This window comes from Undibacterium sp. TJN19, from assembly GCF_049339485.1.
Lineage (GTDB): Bacteria > Pseudomonadota > Gammaproteobacteria > Burkholderiales > Burkholderiaceae_D > Undibacterium.
The window spans coordinates 248,409-265,692 of record NZ_JBMPPL010000005.1; the positions used below are offsets into that span (position 1 = coordinate 248,409).

Genomic DNA, 17,284 nt, shown 5'->3' on the forward strand with positions numbered 1-17,284 from the left:
TTTTTGCTCATCAGGTCTACACCATGCGTTTGCGTCACATCGAAGTTTTCCATGCCATCATGCAGGCAGGCACGATCAGCGGTGCTGCGCAATTGCTGAATATTTCACAGCCAGCCGCCACCAAGGTCTTGCAGCATTGCGAGATACAGCTAGGGCTGAAATTATTCGAGCGTATCAAGGGCAAGCTGCATCCGACACCGGAAGCACACAAGCTGTTTGCAGAAGTCGACAAACTGAACCGTGACCTGCAATCAGTGCGCAGACTGGCCAGCAATCTCAAGAATCATCCTGACGAAGCGGTGCGCCTGGCATCTACACCCACCCTGTCCATTACGGTGGTGCCAACCGCACTGGCTGCCTGGCGCAAGAAATTTGCCCATGTCCATTGCACGCTGGCGACGCATCACACCAGCGAAATTGTCAATGCCCTGTTGCTCGGCGATGTCGATTTTGCGCTGTCGTTGTATGACCCCTGCCACCCCAATATCGCATCAGAACCATTGATACGCGGCAGCATGACGGCCATTGCCCCTGTTGGCAGCTGGGCAAAACAGCTGGACAACACTGCCCTGCCTGTTGCCGAACTGCCAAAAAACCTGATCGCCCTTGATCTTGATGACCATCTTGTCAGCCGCGTCATGGATGCGTGTGAGGAACAGGGCCTGAGCTTTACATCTTACACGGTGGTGCAAACCTACCTGCTGGCAAGAACACTGGTGGAACTGGGCGCGGGCGCCGCCGTCATTGACCCATTCACTGCCGCTACTTCTGATCACGACAAAGTGCAATGCAGGCCACTGTCGCCAAATGTGCCAGTGGATTTATATTTGCTGACAGTAAAGGCCACGCCGCTGTCACGTTCTGCGCGCGCTTTTGTCGAATGCATCAAGGAAGCCGGAACAGAATTTATCGCACGTACCAGTCAAAACAGTTGATATAAACTGGTCAAAATCTGTTCTTCCCAGATGCTGAGGCTGGAATAATCGCCCTGGTGTTTTTCCGGGTCAGCACCGACGCCGCCGATCACATAGATGATGCCGTTACGGGTTTGTGGATTGAACATGAAACCCGACTGCAAGCCGTAGGCAAAGCCCAGATGACCCGCTGCGGTAAATGATGGTTTCTGCAACTTGCCAGTCTGTACCAGCCTGTCGCCATAATGCGGTGCACTGACATCGCTAAAACGCTGGAAACCCAGGCCCCATGCCTGGAACAGGCCATGATAATCGTCGCCATTATGCGCTGCTGCATCATAATGCCATTGCTCACCCAGCAAACTGGCAATACTGGCTGGTTTCAAAAACCGCAGACCATCAAGCTCGCCCTGGTTCGTCAGCATCAGCATGATGCGGCTCAAACCCTGCACACTGATACGCAAGCCACCCTGGGGGCTGAACAGCGTGGCATTGGTGCCTGGCACGTAGTTATCCAGCATTCTTTTTTGCGGCGGCCTGCCCTGAAAATTATCGGTCTGCGCGACCCACGGGCCATTACTGTTCCAGATATCGTTTTCCTGTTTTCTGTACAGCACTGCCAGATGTTTTATTTCATCCGCACGCAACTGCTCGGGATGATAAGCCCCGCCGGTGCCCAGGGGCTGTAAAACGAGTTCTTGCATGAGTACATCAAAGCGCTTGCCACCAACGGCTTCCATCACCGCGCCCAGCACGCCCCAGTTCAGATTAACGTAATTGAAATAACGACCGGGTGCAACATTCTCACCCGCCCGGGCCTTGGCCGGATCTGCCCATTGCAAACCCTGTGCATAATGCGCACCCGAACTTTGCAGCAGGCTTTGCATACTGACACCCACAGGAAAATTATATCCACCGTCATCGCGCAGTGAGGATGTATGACTGAGCAGCATGCGCGCAGTGATCACAACATCAGGGAAATGCGGGTTTCTGAGCGGGAAGCCAAGGTAGTTGTCAATATCGGCATCCAGGTCAAGCTTGCCTTGCTCCACCAGGCGCATCGCGCCTATGGCGGCCACCATTTTGGATACCGAGGCCACGCGAAACAGGGTTTGCGCATCTGCCGCCAGATTATTTTCTGGGTTCTTGCTATCAATATAGCGATGACCAAACTGTTGCTGGTAGGCCAGTTTGCCATCCTTCATGACCAGCACAGACAAACTGGCCAGCGGCTGTTGCGGCTGGCTGACGATGGCTGCCAGTTGCTGGGTGATCAGTTGAGCTGGCGTACCAGGCTGGAGCTGCGGCTGGGCAGACATATTTGCATTCATGAACAACAGGATGGCGATAAGAAAAGCATGCGCACCAGCTTGCCGCTTGCGCCAGGTAGCCAGCATTTCAGTCTACCCGCAAATAGGTTTCGCGCACGACGACCGGGTCACCACAGTTAAAATGCCACCATTCGCTATTGATGCCGCGAAAGCCGCCGTGGTACATGGCTTGGCGCAAGATACCTCGCTGGTCCAGGTGGTGCTGGGTCAACTGCCCTTCTTCCAGCATTTTCTGTTCCAGCACAGGATGGGATTTTTCTTCCATCGCGTCATAGCCACTGCCCATATCGAGTTCATTACCATCCTCATCGATGAGGGTGACATCAACGGCCATGCCAAAAGAATGAATGGACCCGCGTGCCGGATCAGCGACATACATGCGCAAAGGAGTGCCGTCCAGATGCTGCCACAGCATTTCCTGTACACGGTGCGGGCGTAGCGCATCCAGTACCAGAATACGGTACTGTGGATAATGCTGCCGCAACCACTCTACTGCCAGCTTCAGCGCCTGTGCGGCCTCTTTATGCAGCCAGTTGCAATCCAGATCCCCGTATAAATCGCGACCAACAAAATTATCTGCGCCTACATAGCGCAAATCGATGACAACACCGTCAACTGTCTGAAGACGGCAAAAATCAGGATGATCAGCAATTAATTCACAACGCACAAATTCTCCACACAACAGAGTTTTTCATAAAGCCAGCATAGGGACACTGCATCCAGACAGCCAATGAAAACTTGCCGATGACATATAACTAGATGGAATGGTCAAAAACTGTTATTTCCCGACTTTTTTACGCGCCTGCTCATCAATATCGACATAGCGCCAATTGGTAAAATCAACCGGATGGCGATAATAATTTTGCAGCCAGGGTTGCAACAGATCCGCCGTTACCGGATGTATGCGCAAAACCCAGGGAGCATAAGCATGCACCAGTTGCGCCATCTGACGGTAAATCGCCGTACGCTCAGGTGAATCTGGCAGGCGTATGGCTTTTTCATACATCTGGTTGAAGGCAGGCAGGTTAAACCTTGAATAATTGGCGCGACCGGCATTGGGGCCGTACAAAAGCTGGTAAAAGTTTTCACCATCGGGAAAATCAGCTATCCAGTTCGCCTCCGTCATCTGCACTTTACCCAGGCGGGCAGCGCGTAATATTTCTGAATGCTTGTCTGTCTTGAAGCTGATATGCAAGCTCAGCGCTTCCATATTCTTGCGCCAGACTTCGTCATGCAGGCGACCAGTGGTACTGGCCAGGCTATGCATTTCCAGATGCAGGGGCTGGCCATCAGGCAGGGTGCGGTAATTGTCTTTGCCACGCTTATAACCAAATTTGTCCAGCAGGGCATTGGCCAGCCGGAGATCATATTGCACCGGCGTTTTAAAGCTGGCGTCATAACCCAGCACGTTGGGTGGCAAAGGTGATTGCGCCTGTATCGCCAGTCCTTTTTCCTGCAAGCTGATATCTTCCCTGCTGTTATAGCTGAGCGCAATCGCACGGCGCAGCGCGATTTTCTCCGGCGCATAGCCGCCTATGACCGGGTCGTCCATGTTCATCCACATATAATAGGTTTGCAGTGGCGTGAACAGGGACAGGCGCACGCCCTGTTGTTGCAGCGACGGTTTCAGTTTCCCCTCATCGAGCACCATATCCGATAAAGGTGCAGGCACTTGTTCGAGGTAATCAAATTCATGGTTTAAAAACCCCAGCACACGTGACTGCTGTTCTTCCACTACCTTGATTTCTATCTTGCTGACACGGGGCAGGGTCTTGCCAGTCAGGCCGGCAGCAATTTTCCGGCTTTCTTCATTGATGCCGACATCATCAAACACAACCTTACGGTATTGCGGGTTAGCCAGCAGCGTGATCTGGAAACTGCGCTGCCAGGGTCCGAGTATGAATGGCCCGGTACCGACAGGATGGTTGCCAACCTGGTTGCCATACATATCTACCACTTCCCTGGCGACAGCACCGCTGGCTGTGGTCGCCAATATGAACAGAAAATTGCTGTCAGGCGCATTCAGGCGTATGCGCAGGGTGTAGCGGTCAATGGCCTGCAAACCGGGTATCGCTGTCTGGATATCAAATGCCTGGGGCTTGCCCTCTTTGGCGGGACGCAGCTTTTCATCACCTGCCAGTTTGCCTTCAAACATGAACAGCCAGGGCGATTTCACCGCGGGGTCATACAGGCGCTTGATGCTGTAAATATAGTCGTCAGCCGTCAGTTCTCTTGGTTTGCCATGGAACGCGGCGTCTGGTGTAAAAAAAATACCTGGCTTCAAATGCATGACATAGGTTTTGCCTTCATCTGAAATTTCCGGCAGGGCTTTGAGGGTATTGGGCTTGAGTTTTACAGGGCGCGCCAGATAGTCATAGCGCAGCATGGGCTCGAAAATATTTTCGTTGATGCTGACCGAAGGCACATCGGAGGCGACCGCCGGATCTAGCGCGCTTTCCGGCGTGGTCACCAGTACGCGCAATACTTTATCGAAGGATGGTGCGGATGCCGTCACTGGTGCAGCCATACCATGACCTGCCAGGCTTATGGCGATCAAAAACCCAGCCACGCGAGGTACAAAAAAACGATACGGCCTCATGCATCAGCTTTCAAATTATCTGCAATCATACTGACACGCGGATTGGGCATGGTCAGGTAAAACCATTCTTCACCAGCAGCAGCGCCACTGTCAGGGAAAATGATACGGCCATCATGCTCGGCACGCACTTCGCTGCCATCATGACGTCGTCCAATCACATCACCCTGGCTGACGACATCAAAGCTGCGCCATTCACGCACAAATTGATCTCCCTCATGCAATTTGTCTATCACGTCGTAAATCCGCAGGGCTTCCATATGACTGACTGGCGCTGGCGCAGCACCGGCAATCACTCCAAGGTGACGCAAGGTATTGACGATAGCCTGGTAAGCGACTTCCGGGGCTTGCGGGTCGAGATGCTGGCCACATTCCAGCGTCATCGCATAGCCGCCGACTGAACGCATGTATTCAGTAGTGCCCACGCCAAACTGGGTATCGGCATTGGCGATGCTTTTCGCATCGGCATGTCGCCCCAGTCTTTGCTGACGATACTGTACGCCGCGTGCATACGTATCGAGCCAGCCATCAACCAGCCTGTGCACGCCGAGGCGCAGAGCCATTGCCAGTTCGTGTTTGGCATAGCTGAATGATTCCAGAGGGCCACGGTTATTTTCTGGGCCGATCAAAACAAAGGGTTCCCCCTGGCTGCGGAAAGAATGCAAGTCCAGCAGGACATCATGCGCCGCAAACAAGGGGCATAGCCAGTTGGCGACATGGTCCTCAAATTCTTTGGGATTATCTGTGGGTATCAGGCGGCGGTTCAGGTTACGCTCACCTTCGCGCTGGCCCAGTTGGTAGGCAAGCGGATTGCAAACGGGCACCAGGGTCAGTTTGCCTGACACCATTTGCAATATCCCGCTTTCAATTTCAGCAATCACGCGCCGTATTGCTGCCGTGCCACAGGTTTCATTGCCATGCACGGCGCCGGTAATGATGATGCTGGTACCAGGCTGGGGTGAACTGAAGCTGCTGCTTTGAAAGTGCTGCGAGTAAGATTTATTGATGTTTATCACCATATCATTCTGCTTTCTTGCCAAAGCCAGGGTCTATGTTCACAAGGGCAGTGACGGCAAAAGTGGGAACAGCGGCAATACAGATCCAAACAAAGAAGTGGGCATAGCCGAGCTGAGCCTGTAACCAGCCGCTGAACATGCCAGGCAACATCATGCTGAGCGCCATGAAACCTGTGCAGATCGCATAATGCGCGGTCTTGTGTTCGCCATCGGCAACCATGATCATATACAGCACATAGGCAGTAAAACCGAAACCGTAACCCATTTGCTCCACCGCTACAGCAGCCCCGACCAGATAGATATTCTGTGGCTGTACAAAGGCCAGATAGACATACACCAGATGCGGCAGGTTGATGGCCAGCGCCATCGGCCACAGGCAACGCTTCAGGCCAAAACGCGCAATCAGTGCCCCACCGGCAAGGCCACCTATGGTCAGGGCGATCATCCCCATGGTGCCGTAGACCACGCCAACCATTTGCGTGGATAAACCCAGGCCGCCCTTATCGACACCGTCAAGCAAAAATGGTGGCGCCATCTTCACCAGTTGCGCTTCGCCAAAACGGTATAGCAATAAAAAGGCAATCGTCAGCAAGACGTTTTTCTTTTTGATGAATTTGCCAAAAATGGTAAAGAACGTAGCAACCACCTGGTTGGGGTCACCATGCGCAATATCGGCTTCAGCGCGTGGCAATGCCCATTTATGATAAGCCGACAGGCTGATGAACATGACGGCCAATACACCGAAGACAACGATCCAGCCATACCGCACATCGCCGGTCATGTCACGCAGGCTGCCCGCCAGATAGACCAGCGCCCCCTGCCCGGTCAGCATGGAAATACGGAAGAACATGCTACGCACGCCAACAAAAGCTGCCTGCTGATGCTGTTGCAGCGCCAGCATGTAAAAACCGTCGGTACTGATATCATGCGTGGCGGCGCTGAACGCCAATAGCCAGAATACCAGCAGGGTTGCCTGAAAAAAGCCGGGCAAGGGTATGGTCAGCGCAACGACACCAAACAGGGCACCAATCACCAGTTCCAGCGTCACTATCCAGTAGCGCTTGGTCTTGAACATATCCACAAAGGGGGACCAGAATGGCTTGATGACGAAAGGCAGGTAGAGCCAGCTTGTATACAAGGCAATATCAGAATTGGAAATTCCCATGTTTTTGTACATAATGACAGACAAGGTCATTACCACGACGTAGGGAATACCTTGGCTGAAATACAATGACGGTATCCAGCGCCAGACGCCGGATGTGTCTGTGCCTGCATTGACGGCGGCATCGCTGGTATTCACAGTATTGACTGTACTGACTGTGTTGGCTGTCTTGCTTGTCATCTTTATCTTTTTCTGGTCTTTTTCTTGTAAGCTGAGGCTTGGATACTGTCAGCACCGATATTCCCAGTAAAATGCGGGGAACACGATTGAAATTATGCCGCCGGTACATAGCAAAAAGTTATAGCCCGGATGCATCTTTTCATTTCTGCAAGTTGCCACGAGCGCCCTATGATAAACGAACAAAGCTGCTTATTGGATATTGGTTCAGGTATTGCGATCAAGTTCAGGATAGAGTTCAAACCAGTTCTACAATGTTGCACCAATTTCCCCACAATTCTTCCTTTATGGTAGCTGATCAGCAAAATCATGCTTTGCAACAAACCAGGCCACTGGCCTTGGGGATAGATGCTGGCGGCACGCAAACCCGGTGGGCACTGGCAACACTGGATGAGCAAATCGTTGCCAGCGGCACCGCTGCCGGCCTGACCGCTTTACAGACTGACAATGTAGAAGGCATGGACGATCTGCGCGAGATATTTGCCGGCCTCGCCGCCACGGCAAGCAGCCATGGCAAGGTGCGCAGCATACGCGCAGGCATCACCGGTTTTGGTGGCGATGCCCAGACACTGCCAGACCTGCTGGCCGACAGTTTTGACCTGGATAATGCCTGCATCTCCGTCAGCAATGATATAGAAATTGCCTTTCTCGATATTTTTAAACCCGGCGCAGGCTACCTGATTTATGCCGGTACCGGCTCCATCGCCGCTTACATCGATGTGGATGGCAAATTCCACCGTGCCGGTGGACGTGGCTATTTGCTCGATGATGCCGGCGGCGGCTTCTGGATAGCCCGTGAAGCCATGCGTCAGTTATGGCGCAGTGAAGACGAACACCCGGACCACTGGAAAAATTCCGAAATGGCCAAGCGGCTGTTCAAGCTGATCGGTGGCAATGACTGGAATGTATCCCGCGATTTTATCTATCACCGCAGCCGGGGTGATATAGGCAAGCTGGCGCTGGCCGTGGCGGCCTCAGCCAATGCCGACCCGCTGGCGCTGGAAATATTACAGAATGCCGGCAAGGAACTGGCACGCCTCGGTATCGCCATGTGTACCCGTTTTGGCTATAAACCCATCGCCTTGAGCGGACGCGTGCAGGAACTGCATCCCGCCATTGTTGAATCCCTGCGCCAACATTTACCGCCCGAAGTCAACCTGCGACAGAGTACCTGCCAGGCCCATTTTTCCGCAGCCAGACTGGCTGCCCGACAACTGAAACTAAAACAATGAAAAAACTATTCATATCCGGATTATTCACCGCCATGACCCTGGTACTCGGCGGTTGTGCCAGCACAAAAATAGATACCAGCATTTCTGCCAAAAGCCAGGAAGAACGCGTGCAGTTCATTGTCCTGCATTACACGGCACTGGATCAGCCGACCTCACTGCGCGTGCTGAGCCAGCAGGCCGTGAGTGCCAACTACCTCGTTGGCGATGAAAACCCCGTCAAGGTCTGGCAACTGGTACCCGACAATCACCTGGCCTACCATGCGGGGCTCAGTGAATGGAAAGGGTATAGCCGGCTCAATGCCAGTTCGATAGGCATAGAAATTGTCAACCTGGGCTTCAAGGACACGCCGGAAGGCCGCACTTACTTCCCTTTCCCGCAGGCGCAGATAGACCGGGTCCTCAGCATCGTCAAAGACCTGGTTGCCCGTTACCAGGTGCGCCCTGAATACATCCTCGGTCATTCCGATATCGCCCCCCAGCGCAAGTCTGATCCAGGCCCGCTGTTCCCATGGAAACAGCTGGCTGACGCTGGCCTCATCAACTGGCCAAAAGACGATGATGTCGCCCAGCGCCTGCCCGCGTATGAACTGCAATTGCCTGACGTTAAATGGTTCCAGCAAAAGCTCGCCCAATATGGCTATGCTGTACCGCAAACCGGTGTGCTCGATGAAGCCACGCGCAATGTCCTGATCGCTTTTCAGACCAAATATCGCCCGGCTAAATTTGACGGCACACCAGACGCCCAGACCGCCGCCATGCTCGACAGCCTCATTGCTGGCTTAAAGCAGAGATAAGTCATTGGCAAAGATAAACGTGACATTAGACATACCGCAGCACCTGATCACGCAACGCGCCCTGCAACAACAGCAAGAGGCGCAAGAACTGGTACTGGCAGAAACCGGGGACGATGGCAGGCAGTATCTGTTGACGTCTGCCACCTGCCAGGCCTGGCAGGCGATGAAACAGGCAGCATCACGTGATGGCATTGCTTTGCTGATGATATCGGCCTTTCGCAGCGTCGCCCGGCAAACCGAAATCATCAGCGACAAACTGGCCGCAGGCATGCAGATCGAAGACATCCTCATGGTCTGCGCCCCGCCAGGTTACAGCGAACACCACACCGGCCGCGCCATCGACATCGCCACGCCCGAAGACGCGGAACTGGAGATTTCTTTCGACACCACCACCGCCTTCACCTGGCTGCAGGCAAACGCCAGCCGCTTTGGCTTTCACCTGTCTTACCCGCCAGGCAATAGCAGCGGGTTTCAGTATGAGCCCTGGCATTGGTGTTATGAGTTCTAGCTAAACCAGCTTACCTCGGTTGACGCTAGCGCTAGCAGTCGAATGGCTCCATTTCGGCTTGTTGATGCTATCAATACACTCATCTCAAGCATATGTAGGTTGAAAAATGTGATTTAAACTAAAACCTTTTGCTGGTTTTGCGTTTATATAAGTTCATTTTTTTAAAATCAATCCTATATCATTCTTTCACTTTAATCACCTTACGCAAATGCATTTAATACGCCTTAGCCTACTCATCGCTTTTACTTTCTGTTTTTCTTCTGCCGTTGCCCAACAAGACAATTTTAGTATCAATTCTTTCCTAATCAAAAAGAGCGACGCGCAATCCATGACAATTGAAGTGGATTGCAATAATGATGGATCAAAAGGACAGCTTTTTCTTGGCGCGTCCGTCAATTCAAGTGACGGCATGATTCGCACATTTGAAGAAGGGCGTGGCATCGTCCCAACCGGAAAAAATGTAAAAGTCTCGGCTTCATTCAGAAGGCCCCCTGACAATGCTGTTCAAAAAACAGATAATTTGCGACTTCATTTGCTATCGGATAAAGACGGCTCATTTTTGAGTCGCAATTTTTCCATGCCGTATGTTTGGGAGGCAACGGACCAGCCGATCAACGAAACCGATTTACGATTCAAAAATTTTCTTCTATTTGGATCGAATTTCAATGAAGGTAATTTTGCCGCTGTCGACCTGCTATTGGACAAACTAATTAGTTCTGAACTTACTGACTTGTCGGGCAACTGGGAAATGTCTTGGTTTGAATCTGCATTAAACATGGAATTCGGAGATAAAAATGATCGTGGAAATCTGAAACGTATTCAGCAATGGAGGGCACTGAACCCAAAATCAATAGGTGCACCCATTGCGGAAGCAATATACTGGAGAGGAGCTGCTTGGCGTATACGCGGCAATGAAGCGAATGTCGACCCATTTGCGTTGAAGCTTTTCAGGCAACGAATGAACGCAGCAGAACTGGCATTGTCGAGATCAAGAAAATATGCCGCACGCAATCCTGCATGGTATGAAATGTATTTATTGGTAAGTAATGAAAACGGTAAACCACTCGTGTTTTCGGAAAATTTATATCAAGAAGCGATTAAACGTCATCCACGCTTTCCCAATCTGTACAAAACTATGGCTTTGATTTACGCCCCCTCAAATGGTTTTGAAGATTGGGACAAAGTGGAAAGAGTGATAAAAACCGCAGTCGGCAATATTACCGAGGGTAGCAGTGCTGTTGTATATACGTCGATGTATAAGGATATCGCTTCACATCAGCAAAGCGATTTTGATCTTTTTCGTGACAGTCTTGCAAGCTGGCCGACAATTAAACAGGGATATGAAGAGATGTTAAAGAAAACCCCTGACAAGCAATTATTAAACGAGATGGCCGTATACGCTTGCCGAGCAAATGATAAGGAAACTTTTAACAATTTGTGGGTGAAAATCCAGGGAAAACCGGAGAAAAATATCTGGCCTGATAACTATACGCCGGATATTTGCATGCATCGTTTTAAGGGAAAAATGTAAGCTACATTTTTTTTCAGAATATAGCTTAACTAAATCTATGAAAACACTTCACCTTCAAATCGCCAAAATCTTAGCGGTTACCACACTTTCCATACCTGCTTTTGCGCATGCAGAAAAAGAGATGTCCCCAGTATTTGTTGACCCATTTCCCCATATTATTATCGGGAAGTGCATGCACGGCAAAGATTTGGATGGGCCAAAAGCCTTAAGTATCTGGGGGGCACAATTGGGGCCAATATTCAATTCTTCCCCAGTAATTGCCGGAACAATCATGGCGTATATTCGAGATTGGAATTCACCTGATTGCACTTTCAACGACGGTCGCCCCAGATTATCTGCATTATTAGGGATTCTCACCGCCGCATTTGAAATTGAACCAGATAAGGAGAAAAGACTGCAACAAATTATGGAGTTAAAAGCCAAATATCCAAATTCTCCCTTAGGTGTACTTGCCGAAGCAAATTATTGGTCGTCGTACGCATGGCATGCCAGGGGACACGGATATAGTTCATCAGTTACGCCCGAAGGCTGGCGTCTGTTTCATGAGCGAATGGAAAAAGCAGAACAGGTTTTGATAGAAAATAAAACAGCAGGCGATGTATTGCCCAACTGGTATGAATTGATGCTGGAAGTCAAAGGTGCCTTGGGACGACCAGAAGAAGATCGAAGCGCGATTTTCTATGAAGGCGCGAAGAAATATAAAACCTATCTGCCAATATATTTCCAAATGGCCAATTACATTCATCCGCTGTGGGGCGGTAGCTGGAAAGCCGTCGACGATATGGTGACCTGGTCAGTCAATAATACCAAAGATACAGAGGGACAAAGTTTGTATGCCAGAATCTATTGGTCAGTAGGACAAAGCGTGGTGTACCGAGACAATCTATTTACCGTATCCACGGCAAAATGGCCAAAAATGCGTGCCGGGTTCGAAGATTTGATGACACGGCTTCCCAAGAGCAAATGGAATTTAAATAATTTTGCGATGTTTGCGTGTCATGCAGGCGATAGAAAGACTTTCCTCAGCTTACGCAGCAAAATGGCTGACGATATTATAGGCAGTGCGTGGCCATCTACCGTCTCACTGGAACTATGCGAAAACAAGTTTAACTATAAAAAATAAACCATTAATTTACCCCAGGTGCCGCATCAAGTATGTGGCATGAATTTGCAATGTTGGTACGTTACCGCACTGTTTTATGTAAAAGGAAAATTTAAGATTTTCTCCGTGACTAATCCATGGAGAATTATCATGAATACGTACAAAAAAACCGCTATCGCAGTTACTGTCGCCACTGCCGCTTTGCTGGGAGGATGTGGAAGCAATTCCCCATCAATGACAAGTGGATATCAGTCTTCAAATGGGGCTTATAGCAGTGCCAGCACTTCCGGCTTCATTGAATCCATCCAGGTGGTGCAAGTGGGTAGTGAAAACAGAGGGCCAGGCGCTGGTGCGGTCGTTGGCGGTATCGTTGGCGGCATTTTGGGAAATCAGGTTGGTGGTGGCGTAGGCAATGTCGCCGCAACTGCTGCTGGTGTGGTGGGCGGCGCAATCGTAGGGAACAACATACAAAAGAATAACCGCAATCAACAATTGCGCGAGGCATATCAAATCAGTGTGCGCCTTGACAACGGTTCTTATCAAACTCTCGTGCAAGACAATATCGCCGATTTGCGTGTCGGCAATCGCGTATATATAGCAAATAATCAGGTGTACAGAAATTAAATGCACATCGTTTCGCGGGTTCGCTTTGCGATGCAGAAAAGAAGTCATTCCCTTTTTATGGGAATGACTTTCATCTAATTCAGATAAAGAAAATGCGCGCTATCTTATTGAGTTTGCCATGAGTTTTCCATGAGCTTCCCAGCCACTAGCCAGGCACTATCGTCGCAACTCGCAAGAGCAAGCTTGGATCTCCTGAGGAGATGAAGTGCAGCACGGGAAACACAAAATTTCACTGGAAAATAGAAGCTTTTAATCCAGCGTCTGTCTGTAGCGCTTCAACGCCAGTACGCCAGCCGCCAGTAAAAACACCAGCATAGGCCAGAGTTCTGGCAGCAGCTGGTCAGCCGTATTCCCTTTGAGCAAAATCCCGCGCACGATGCGCAGGAAATGTGTAAGCGGCAAGCCCTCTCCTATGGTTTGTGCCCATTCTGGCATGGCGCGGAAGGGGAACATGAAGCCTGACAGCAGCATCGATGGCAGGAAGAAAAAGAAGGTCATCTGCATCGCCTGTAGCTGGTTTTTGGCAATGGTGGAAAAGGTGAAACCGACCGCCAGGTTTGCCAGGATGAAAATACCAATCATGCTCATCAGCAGTGTGAAACTGCCAACCATGGGGACCTGGAATAACAGGAAGGCCGCAGAAATGATGACTGCCAGCTGGATATAGCCGATGACAACGTAGGGCAGGATTTTGCCAACCATGACTTCTGCCGGGCGCACCGGGGTGGCCAGTAGATTTTCCATGGTGCCGCGCTCACGTTCACGTGTCATTGCCAGCGAGGTCAGCATGACCATGGTCATGGTCAGGATAGTGCCTATCAGCCCAGGGACGATGTTGTAGCGCGAAAGACCTTCTGGGTTATAGCGGCGGTGTACCCTGACTTCGTAAGCAGGTGCGGCAGTTTGCAGATGTTGGAGCGGGCCGTTCAGGTCGTGCTGCAAAGCCTGGTTTGCAACAATGGTCAGGGCGGCGATGGCATTGCCGGAAGCAGAAGGATCGGTCGCATCGACCGATATCAGCAATGCCGGTTTTTCACCTCTGATCAATTGCTGTGAAAATTGCGGCGGGATGACCACGACAAACTGCACCTTGCCGGTTTCGAGCAGGGTATCGGCATCCCGTTCGCTTTGACCACTGTAGTCGATGCGAAAATACCCGGTGTTTTGCAGGGCGACGACAAAGCTGCGTGCCATCTGGCCACTGTCGCTGCTGACTATTGCCGTTGGCAGACCCTTGGGGTCGGTATTGATGGCATAGCCAAACAAAATCAGTTGCATGATAGGTACACCAACCGCCATGGCAAAGGTCAGGCGGTCGCGCAGCATTTGCTGGAATTCCTTGACGAAGATGGCGGCCATGCGCGCCCACGAAAAACGGCTGCTCATGGTCGCACCTGCTCTGCTTTCCTGCCTCTGACATTCTTGAGGTCTTTGGCATCGACGACAAAATTATCCGGTGCGCTGGCGATCAGGCTGATGAAGACATCTTCAAGATTGGCATCAGTCGGCGTGATCTGTACATTGGCCTGGTGCCGGATGCTGTCCAGTGCTTGCAGTACTAGGGCTTCATCCTGCCCGGCCACATGCACGGCGTTGCCGAATGCGGCTACGCTTAATACGCCGGGGGCTGACTTTAAAGGTTCCAGCAAATGACCCAGCTGTTCGCCTTGCACTGTCCAGACTTTCAGTTTGGAATTGCTGATGATCTCGCTTGCAGTGCCGCGGGCCAGGATTTTTCCATAGGCGATATAGACCAGTTCATGGCAACGCTCTGCCTCGTCCATGTAGTGGGTAGAAACGAGCACGGTAATGCCTTGCGCAGCCAGCAGGTGAATCTGGTCCCAGAAATCACGACGCGCTTTAGGGTCGACTCCAGCGGTTGGCTCATCCAGCAATAACAGGCGCGGCTGGTGGATAAGACAGGCGGCCAGCGCCAGCCTTTGCTTCCAGCCGCCAGACAGGGAACCGGCCAGTTGGTGCTGGCGCGCACTGAGGCCCAGGCGTTCCAGCGCCTGATCTACCGTGTTTTTACGCTCGGGCAATTCAAACAAACGCGCGATGAAATCCAGGTTTTCGCGTATCGACAAGTCGTCATACAGGCCGAATTTTTGCGTCATGTAGCCGACCTGGCGTTTGATTTTTTCAGCATCCCTGATGATATCCAGGCCCAGGCATGTGCCGGTGCCAGCATCGGGTGTCAGCAAGCCACACAGCATCCGTATGCTGGTGGTTTTACCACTGCCATTAGGCCCAAGAAAACCGCAGATGCGCCCTTCTGCCACCTGCAATTCTACATTGTCGACCACGGCCCGACCCGCATAGGATTTACTCAGACCATGCACATCAATTGCCAGTTTGCCGGGTGCAGTGGCGTGATCAGTCACGGCGTTGACTGGTTTCATTGCGCTTTTCCTGCGGCATTAGCCGCTACTGGCGACACGTCAAGTGGTTGCCCCGGTTGCAGGCGCACGCTGTTTGCCTGGTCTGGCCGGGCCTCGACCATGAAGACCAGTTTTGCCCTTTGGGCATTGGAGTAGATGACAGGCGGCGTATATTCTGCCTGGCTGGAAATACGTGAGATATGGGCTGGTATGGCCGCACCACAGGCGTCGCAATGCAGGTTGACAGCCTGGCCGACGGCAATTTTTCCCAATTCTCCCTCAGGCACAAAGAAGCGTGCCTTGCGGTTTTCTGGTGGCAGCAGGGACAGGACAGGCTGGCCTGCCTGTATGTATTCACCCTGGCGATAAAATACATCAGCAACCAAGGCATTGGCTGGCGAGCTTTGGGTTTTCTGGCCCGAGCGCCATTCGCTTTGACGCAGTACGTCTTTGGCGGCGTCCGCACTGGCTTGCAATGCGGCGGTTTCATCGACACGGGCTGGCAGGTGCGCAACCTTCAGGGCGGCACTTAATTCAGCGACCTTGGCTTCACTGAGCCTGACGCTGGTTTGCGCATCATCCATGCGCGATCTGGAAATGAAACCCTGGGCTACCAGTTGCTGTTGACGTACCAGTTCCTGTCGTGCCAGGGCGGCTTGCGCCTGAGCGCTGGCCAACTGTGCCTGGCTGACTGCGATCTCGTCGCTACGGCGGCCTTTTTCAGTATTGACGACCTGGGATTTTGCACTTTGCAGGCGGGCCATCGCTTCATCACGGGCAGCATTTTCGATTTCGGCATCCAGCGCAAACAAAGGCGCGTCCTTGCTGACTTGCTGACCGGCCATGACCTTGATGCTATCGAGCTTGCCTGCCAGCGGCGCGGCGATATACACGTATTCGCCCTCGACATAACCTGACCATGTGCCAGTTGATTTTTCTTCACAGGCAGTCAGTAAAAACAACAGAGGCATTGCCATGAAGGCCAATGGTAATTGGCTGAATTGCCTGGCTGGTTTGAAATTTTCAGACATGATTGATCTCCTGTTTGCTTGCCTTCAGCGCGAACAAGGCACGATTGACGCGGTCGGCAATGCCCTGGTCACTGAGTACATCATTGGTCAGCGCCTCTTGAAAAGATGCGGGAACAAAACCCATTTCCAGCGCACGTGGTGCAATCAGCATGGGGGCCGCGACCGAGCCCATTAAAAAACTCAGCACATGCATGGGTGCAGCCGGGGCGATTTCACCTGCCTGCATCGCTTCTATCACCAGCATGATGATTAGTTGCACATGGCGCACACCATTTTTCTCCATGAACTGACGGGCCACGGCTTCGCCGCGATTGGCATCTGACCAGACCCGCCCTATCCAGGCACCATGTTCACGCAACAGGCGCCCAAGCAGGCATAGCGATTGCCGCAGACGCTGGGTGGGCGTTCCGGCGTGCGCAGCCTCTGCCTGCAATTGCATGAACATATCGTCATACATGGTTTGCAGTAACTGCGTGAGGAAAATGTCCTTGGTGCGAAAGTGATAATGAAACATGCCGACATTCACGCCAGCATGCTCGCATAGCAAACGCAGCGACAGGCCGTCGCAACCATGGGCGGCAAACAATGTGCGCCCGCTTTGCAGCAAGACCTGATCTAGTTGTTGGGATGGGCGTGCCATTTTCTCGAAATAATTATTATGCAGTTGACTAATAATCGTAGTTTGCGAGTTTACCTGAGCAATGTCAAGCAGGTTCTCGGGCAGTTTTCTGGAAGACAGGGAATTTGAACGGCATCACAATTTGCGCCATATGTGCAGTTTTGCCAATGACATTAGGCACAAGATCAGCAGGCGCCAGGCAGCTGGATCGCTCCCTCAATTCGTCCGCTCTTGCTGCGTTCTGATCCACTGAAATTGCACTTCGT

At 51.8% G+C, this 17,284-nt stretch carries 16 protein-coding genes; 7 read left to right on the top strand and 9 right to left on the bottom strand.

Going from position 1 to position 17,284, the window contains the following annotated elements; genetic code table 11:
• The first annotated feature begins 23 nt into the window (after positions 1-23).
• Positions 24-935, top strand: coding sequence for a LysR family transcriptional regulator (locus ACO0LH_RS16220; RefSeq protein ID WP_422942155.1), 912 nt, complete (start codon positions 24-26; stop codon positions 933-935).
• Here the strand turns inward: ACO0LH_RS16220 and ACO0LH_RS16225 are convergent.
• From ACO0LH_RS16225 to ACO0LH_RS16245, 5 genes are all read right to left on the bottom strand, one after another.
• Complete coding sequence (locus ACO0LH_RS16225; protein ID WP_422942156.1) at positions 923-2,311, bottom strand: serine hydrolase domain-containing protein; 1,389 nt, start codon at positions 2,309-2,311, stop codon at positions 923-925. The genes ACO0LH_RS16220 and ACO0LH_RS16225 overlap by 13 nt on opposite strands.
• 1 nt (position 2,312) lies before the next feature.
• Complete coding sequence (locus tag ACO0LH_RS16230) at positions 2,313-2,912, bottom strand: M15 family metallopeptidase (RefSeq protein ID WP_422942157.1); 600 nt, start codon at positions 2,910-2,912, stop codon at positions 2,313-2,315.
• 111 nt (positions 2,913-3,023) lie between these two features.
• A complete protein-coding gene (locus ACO0LH_RS16235; protein ID WP_422942158.1) occupies positions 3,024-4,844 on the bottom strand; it encodes an ABC transporter substrate-binding protein in 1,821 nt (606 codons plus the stop codon).
• Positions 4,841-5,860 carry a succinylglutamate desuccinylase gene (locus tag ACO0LH_RS16240; protein WP_422942159.1) on the bottom strand — a complete coding sequence of 340 codons (1,020 nt, stop codon included), beginning with the start codon at positions 5,858-5,860 and terminating at the stop codon, positions 4,841-4,843. The genes ACO0LH_RS16235 and ACO0LH_RS16240 overlap by 4 nt, the downstream gene beginning before the upstream one ends.
• Before the next feature lies 1 nt (position 5,861).
• Positions 5,862-7,199 carry an AmpG family muropeptide MFS transporter gene (locus ACO0LH_RS16245; protein WP_422942160.1) on the bottom strand — a complete coding sequence of 446 codons (1,338 nt, stop codon included), beginning with the start codon at positions 7,197-7,199 and terminating at the stop codon, positions 5,862-5,864.
• A gap of 251 nt (positions 7,200-7,450) precedes the next feature.
• Between ACO0LH_RS16245 and ACO0LH_RS16250 the strand changes: the two genes are divergently transcribed.
• The 6 genes from ACO0LH_RS16250 (at position 7,451) to ACO0LH_RS16275 (ending at position 12,987) form a co-directional block, all read left to right on the top strand.
• Positions 7,451-8,428 (top strand): N-acetylglucosamine kinase, encoded by a 978-nt coding sequence (locus ACO0LH_RS16250; RefSeq protein WP_422942161.1) that lies wholly within the window; start codon positions 7,451-7,453, stop codon positions 8,426-8,428.
• Positions 8,425-9,222, top strand: coding sequence for an N-acetylmuramoyl-L-alanine amidase (locus ACO0LH_RS16255; protein ID WP_422942162.1), 798 nt, complete (start codon positions 8,425-8,427; stop codon positions 9,220-9,222). The genes ACO0LH_RS16250 and ACO0LH_RS16255 overlap by 4 nt, the downstream gene beginning before the upstream one ends.
• 19 nt (positions 9,223-9,241) lie before the next feature.
• The gene (locus tag ACO0LH_RS16260) at positions 9,242-9,730 is read left to right on the top strand and encodes a M15 family metallopeptidase (RefSeq protein ID WP_422942163.1); all 489 of its coding nucleotides are present in this window, start codon (positions 9,242-9,244) and stop codon (positions 9,728-9,730) included.
• Between the two features lie 208 nt (positions 9,731-9,938).
• Entirely contained in the window at positions 9,939-11,261 is a 1,323-nt protein-coding gene (locus ACO0LH_RS16265; protein ID WP_422942164.1) for a DUF4034 domain-containing protein, read from the top strand.
• 37 nt (positions 11,262-11,298) lie between these two features.
• Positions 11,299-12,384, top strand: coding sequence for a hypothetical protein (locus ACO0LH_RS16270; protein WP_422942165.1), 1,086 nt, complete (start codon positions 11,299-11,301; stop codon positions 12,382-12,384).
• A 129-nt stretch (positions 12,385-12,513) separates the two neighbouring features.
• Positions 12,514-12,987 (top strand): glycine zipper 2TM domain-containing protein, encoded by a 474-nt coding sequence (locus tag ACO0LH_RS16275; protein ID WP_422942166.1) that lies wholly within the window; start codon positions 12,514-12,516, stop codon positions 12,985-12,987.
• A 249-nt stretch (positions 12,988-13,236) separates the two neighbouring features.
• On the opposite strand, the gene ACO0LH_RS16280 is transcribed toward ACO0LH_RS16275, so the two are convergent.
• Genes ACO0LH_RS16280 through ACO0LH_RS16295 form a run of 4 tightly spaced genes read right to left on the bottom strand, consistent with a single transcriptional unit; the run spans position 13,237 to position 17,039 of the window.
• Positions 13,237-14,373: an ABC transporter permease gene (locus tag ACO0LH_RS16280; RefSeq protein ID WP_422942167.1), complete on the bottom strand. Its 1,137-nt coding sequence runs from the start codon at positions 14,371-14,373 to the stop codon at positions 13,237-13,239.
• Positions 14,370-15,389: an ABC transporter ATP-binding protein gene (locus tag ACO0LH_RS16285; protein ID WP_422942168.1), complete on the bottom strand. Its 1,020-nt coding sequence runs from the start codon at positions 15,387-15,389 to the stop codon at positions 14,370-14,372. Before ACO0LH_RS16285 ends, ACO0LH_RS16280 begins: the two co-directional genes overlap by 4 nt.
• Positions 15,386-16,399: an HlyD family secretion protein gene (locus tag ACO0LH_RS16290; RefSeq protein ID WP_422942169.1), complete on the bottom strand. Its 1,014-nt coding sequence runs from the start codon at positions 16,397-16,399 to the stop codon at positions 15,386-15,388. The genes ACO0LH_RS16285 and ACO0LH_RS16290 overlap by 4 nt, the downstream gene beginning before the upstream one ends.
• Positions 16,392-17,039 carry a TetR/AcrR family transcriptional regulator gene (locus tag ACO0LH_RS16295; protein WP_422942170.1) on the bottom strand — a complete coding sequence of 216 codons (648 nt, stop codon included), beginning with the start codon at positions 17,037-17,039 and terminating at the stop codon, positions 16,392-16,394. The genes ACO0LH_RS16290 and ACO0LH_RS16295 overlap by 8 nt, the downstream gene beginning before the upstream one ends.
• Positions 17,040-17,284: the final 245 nt, after the last annotated feature.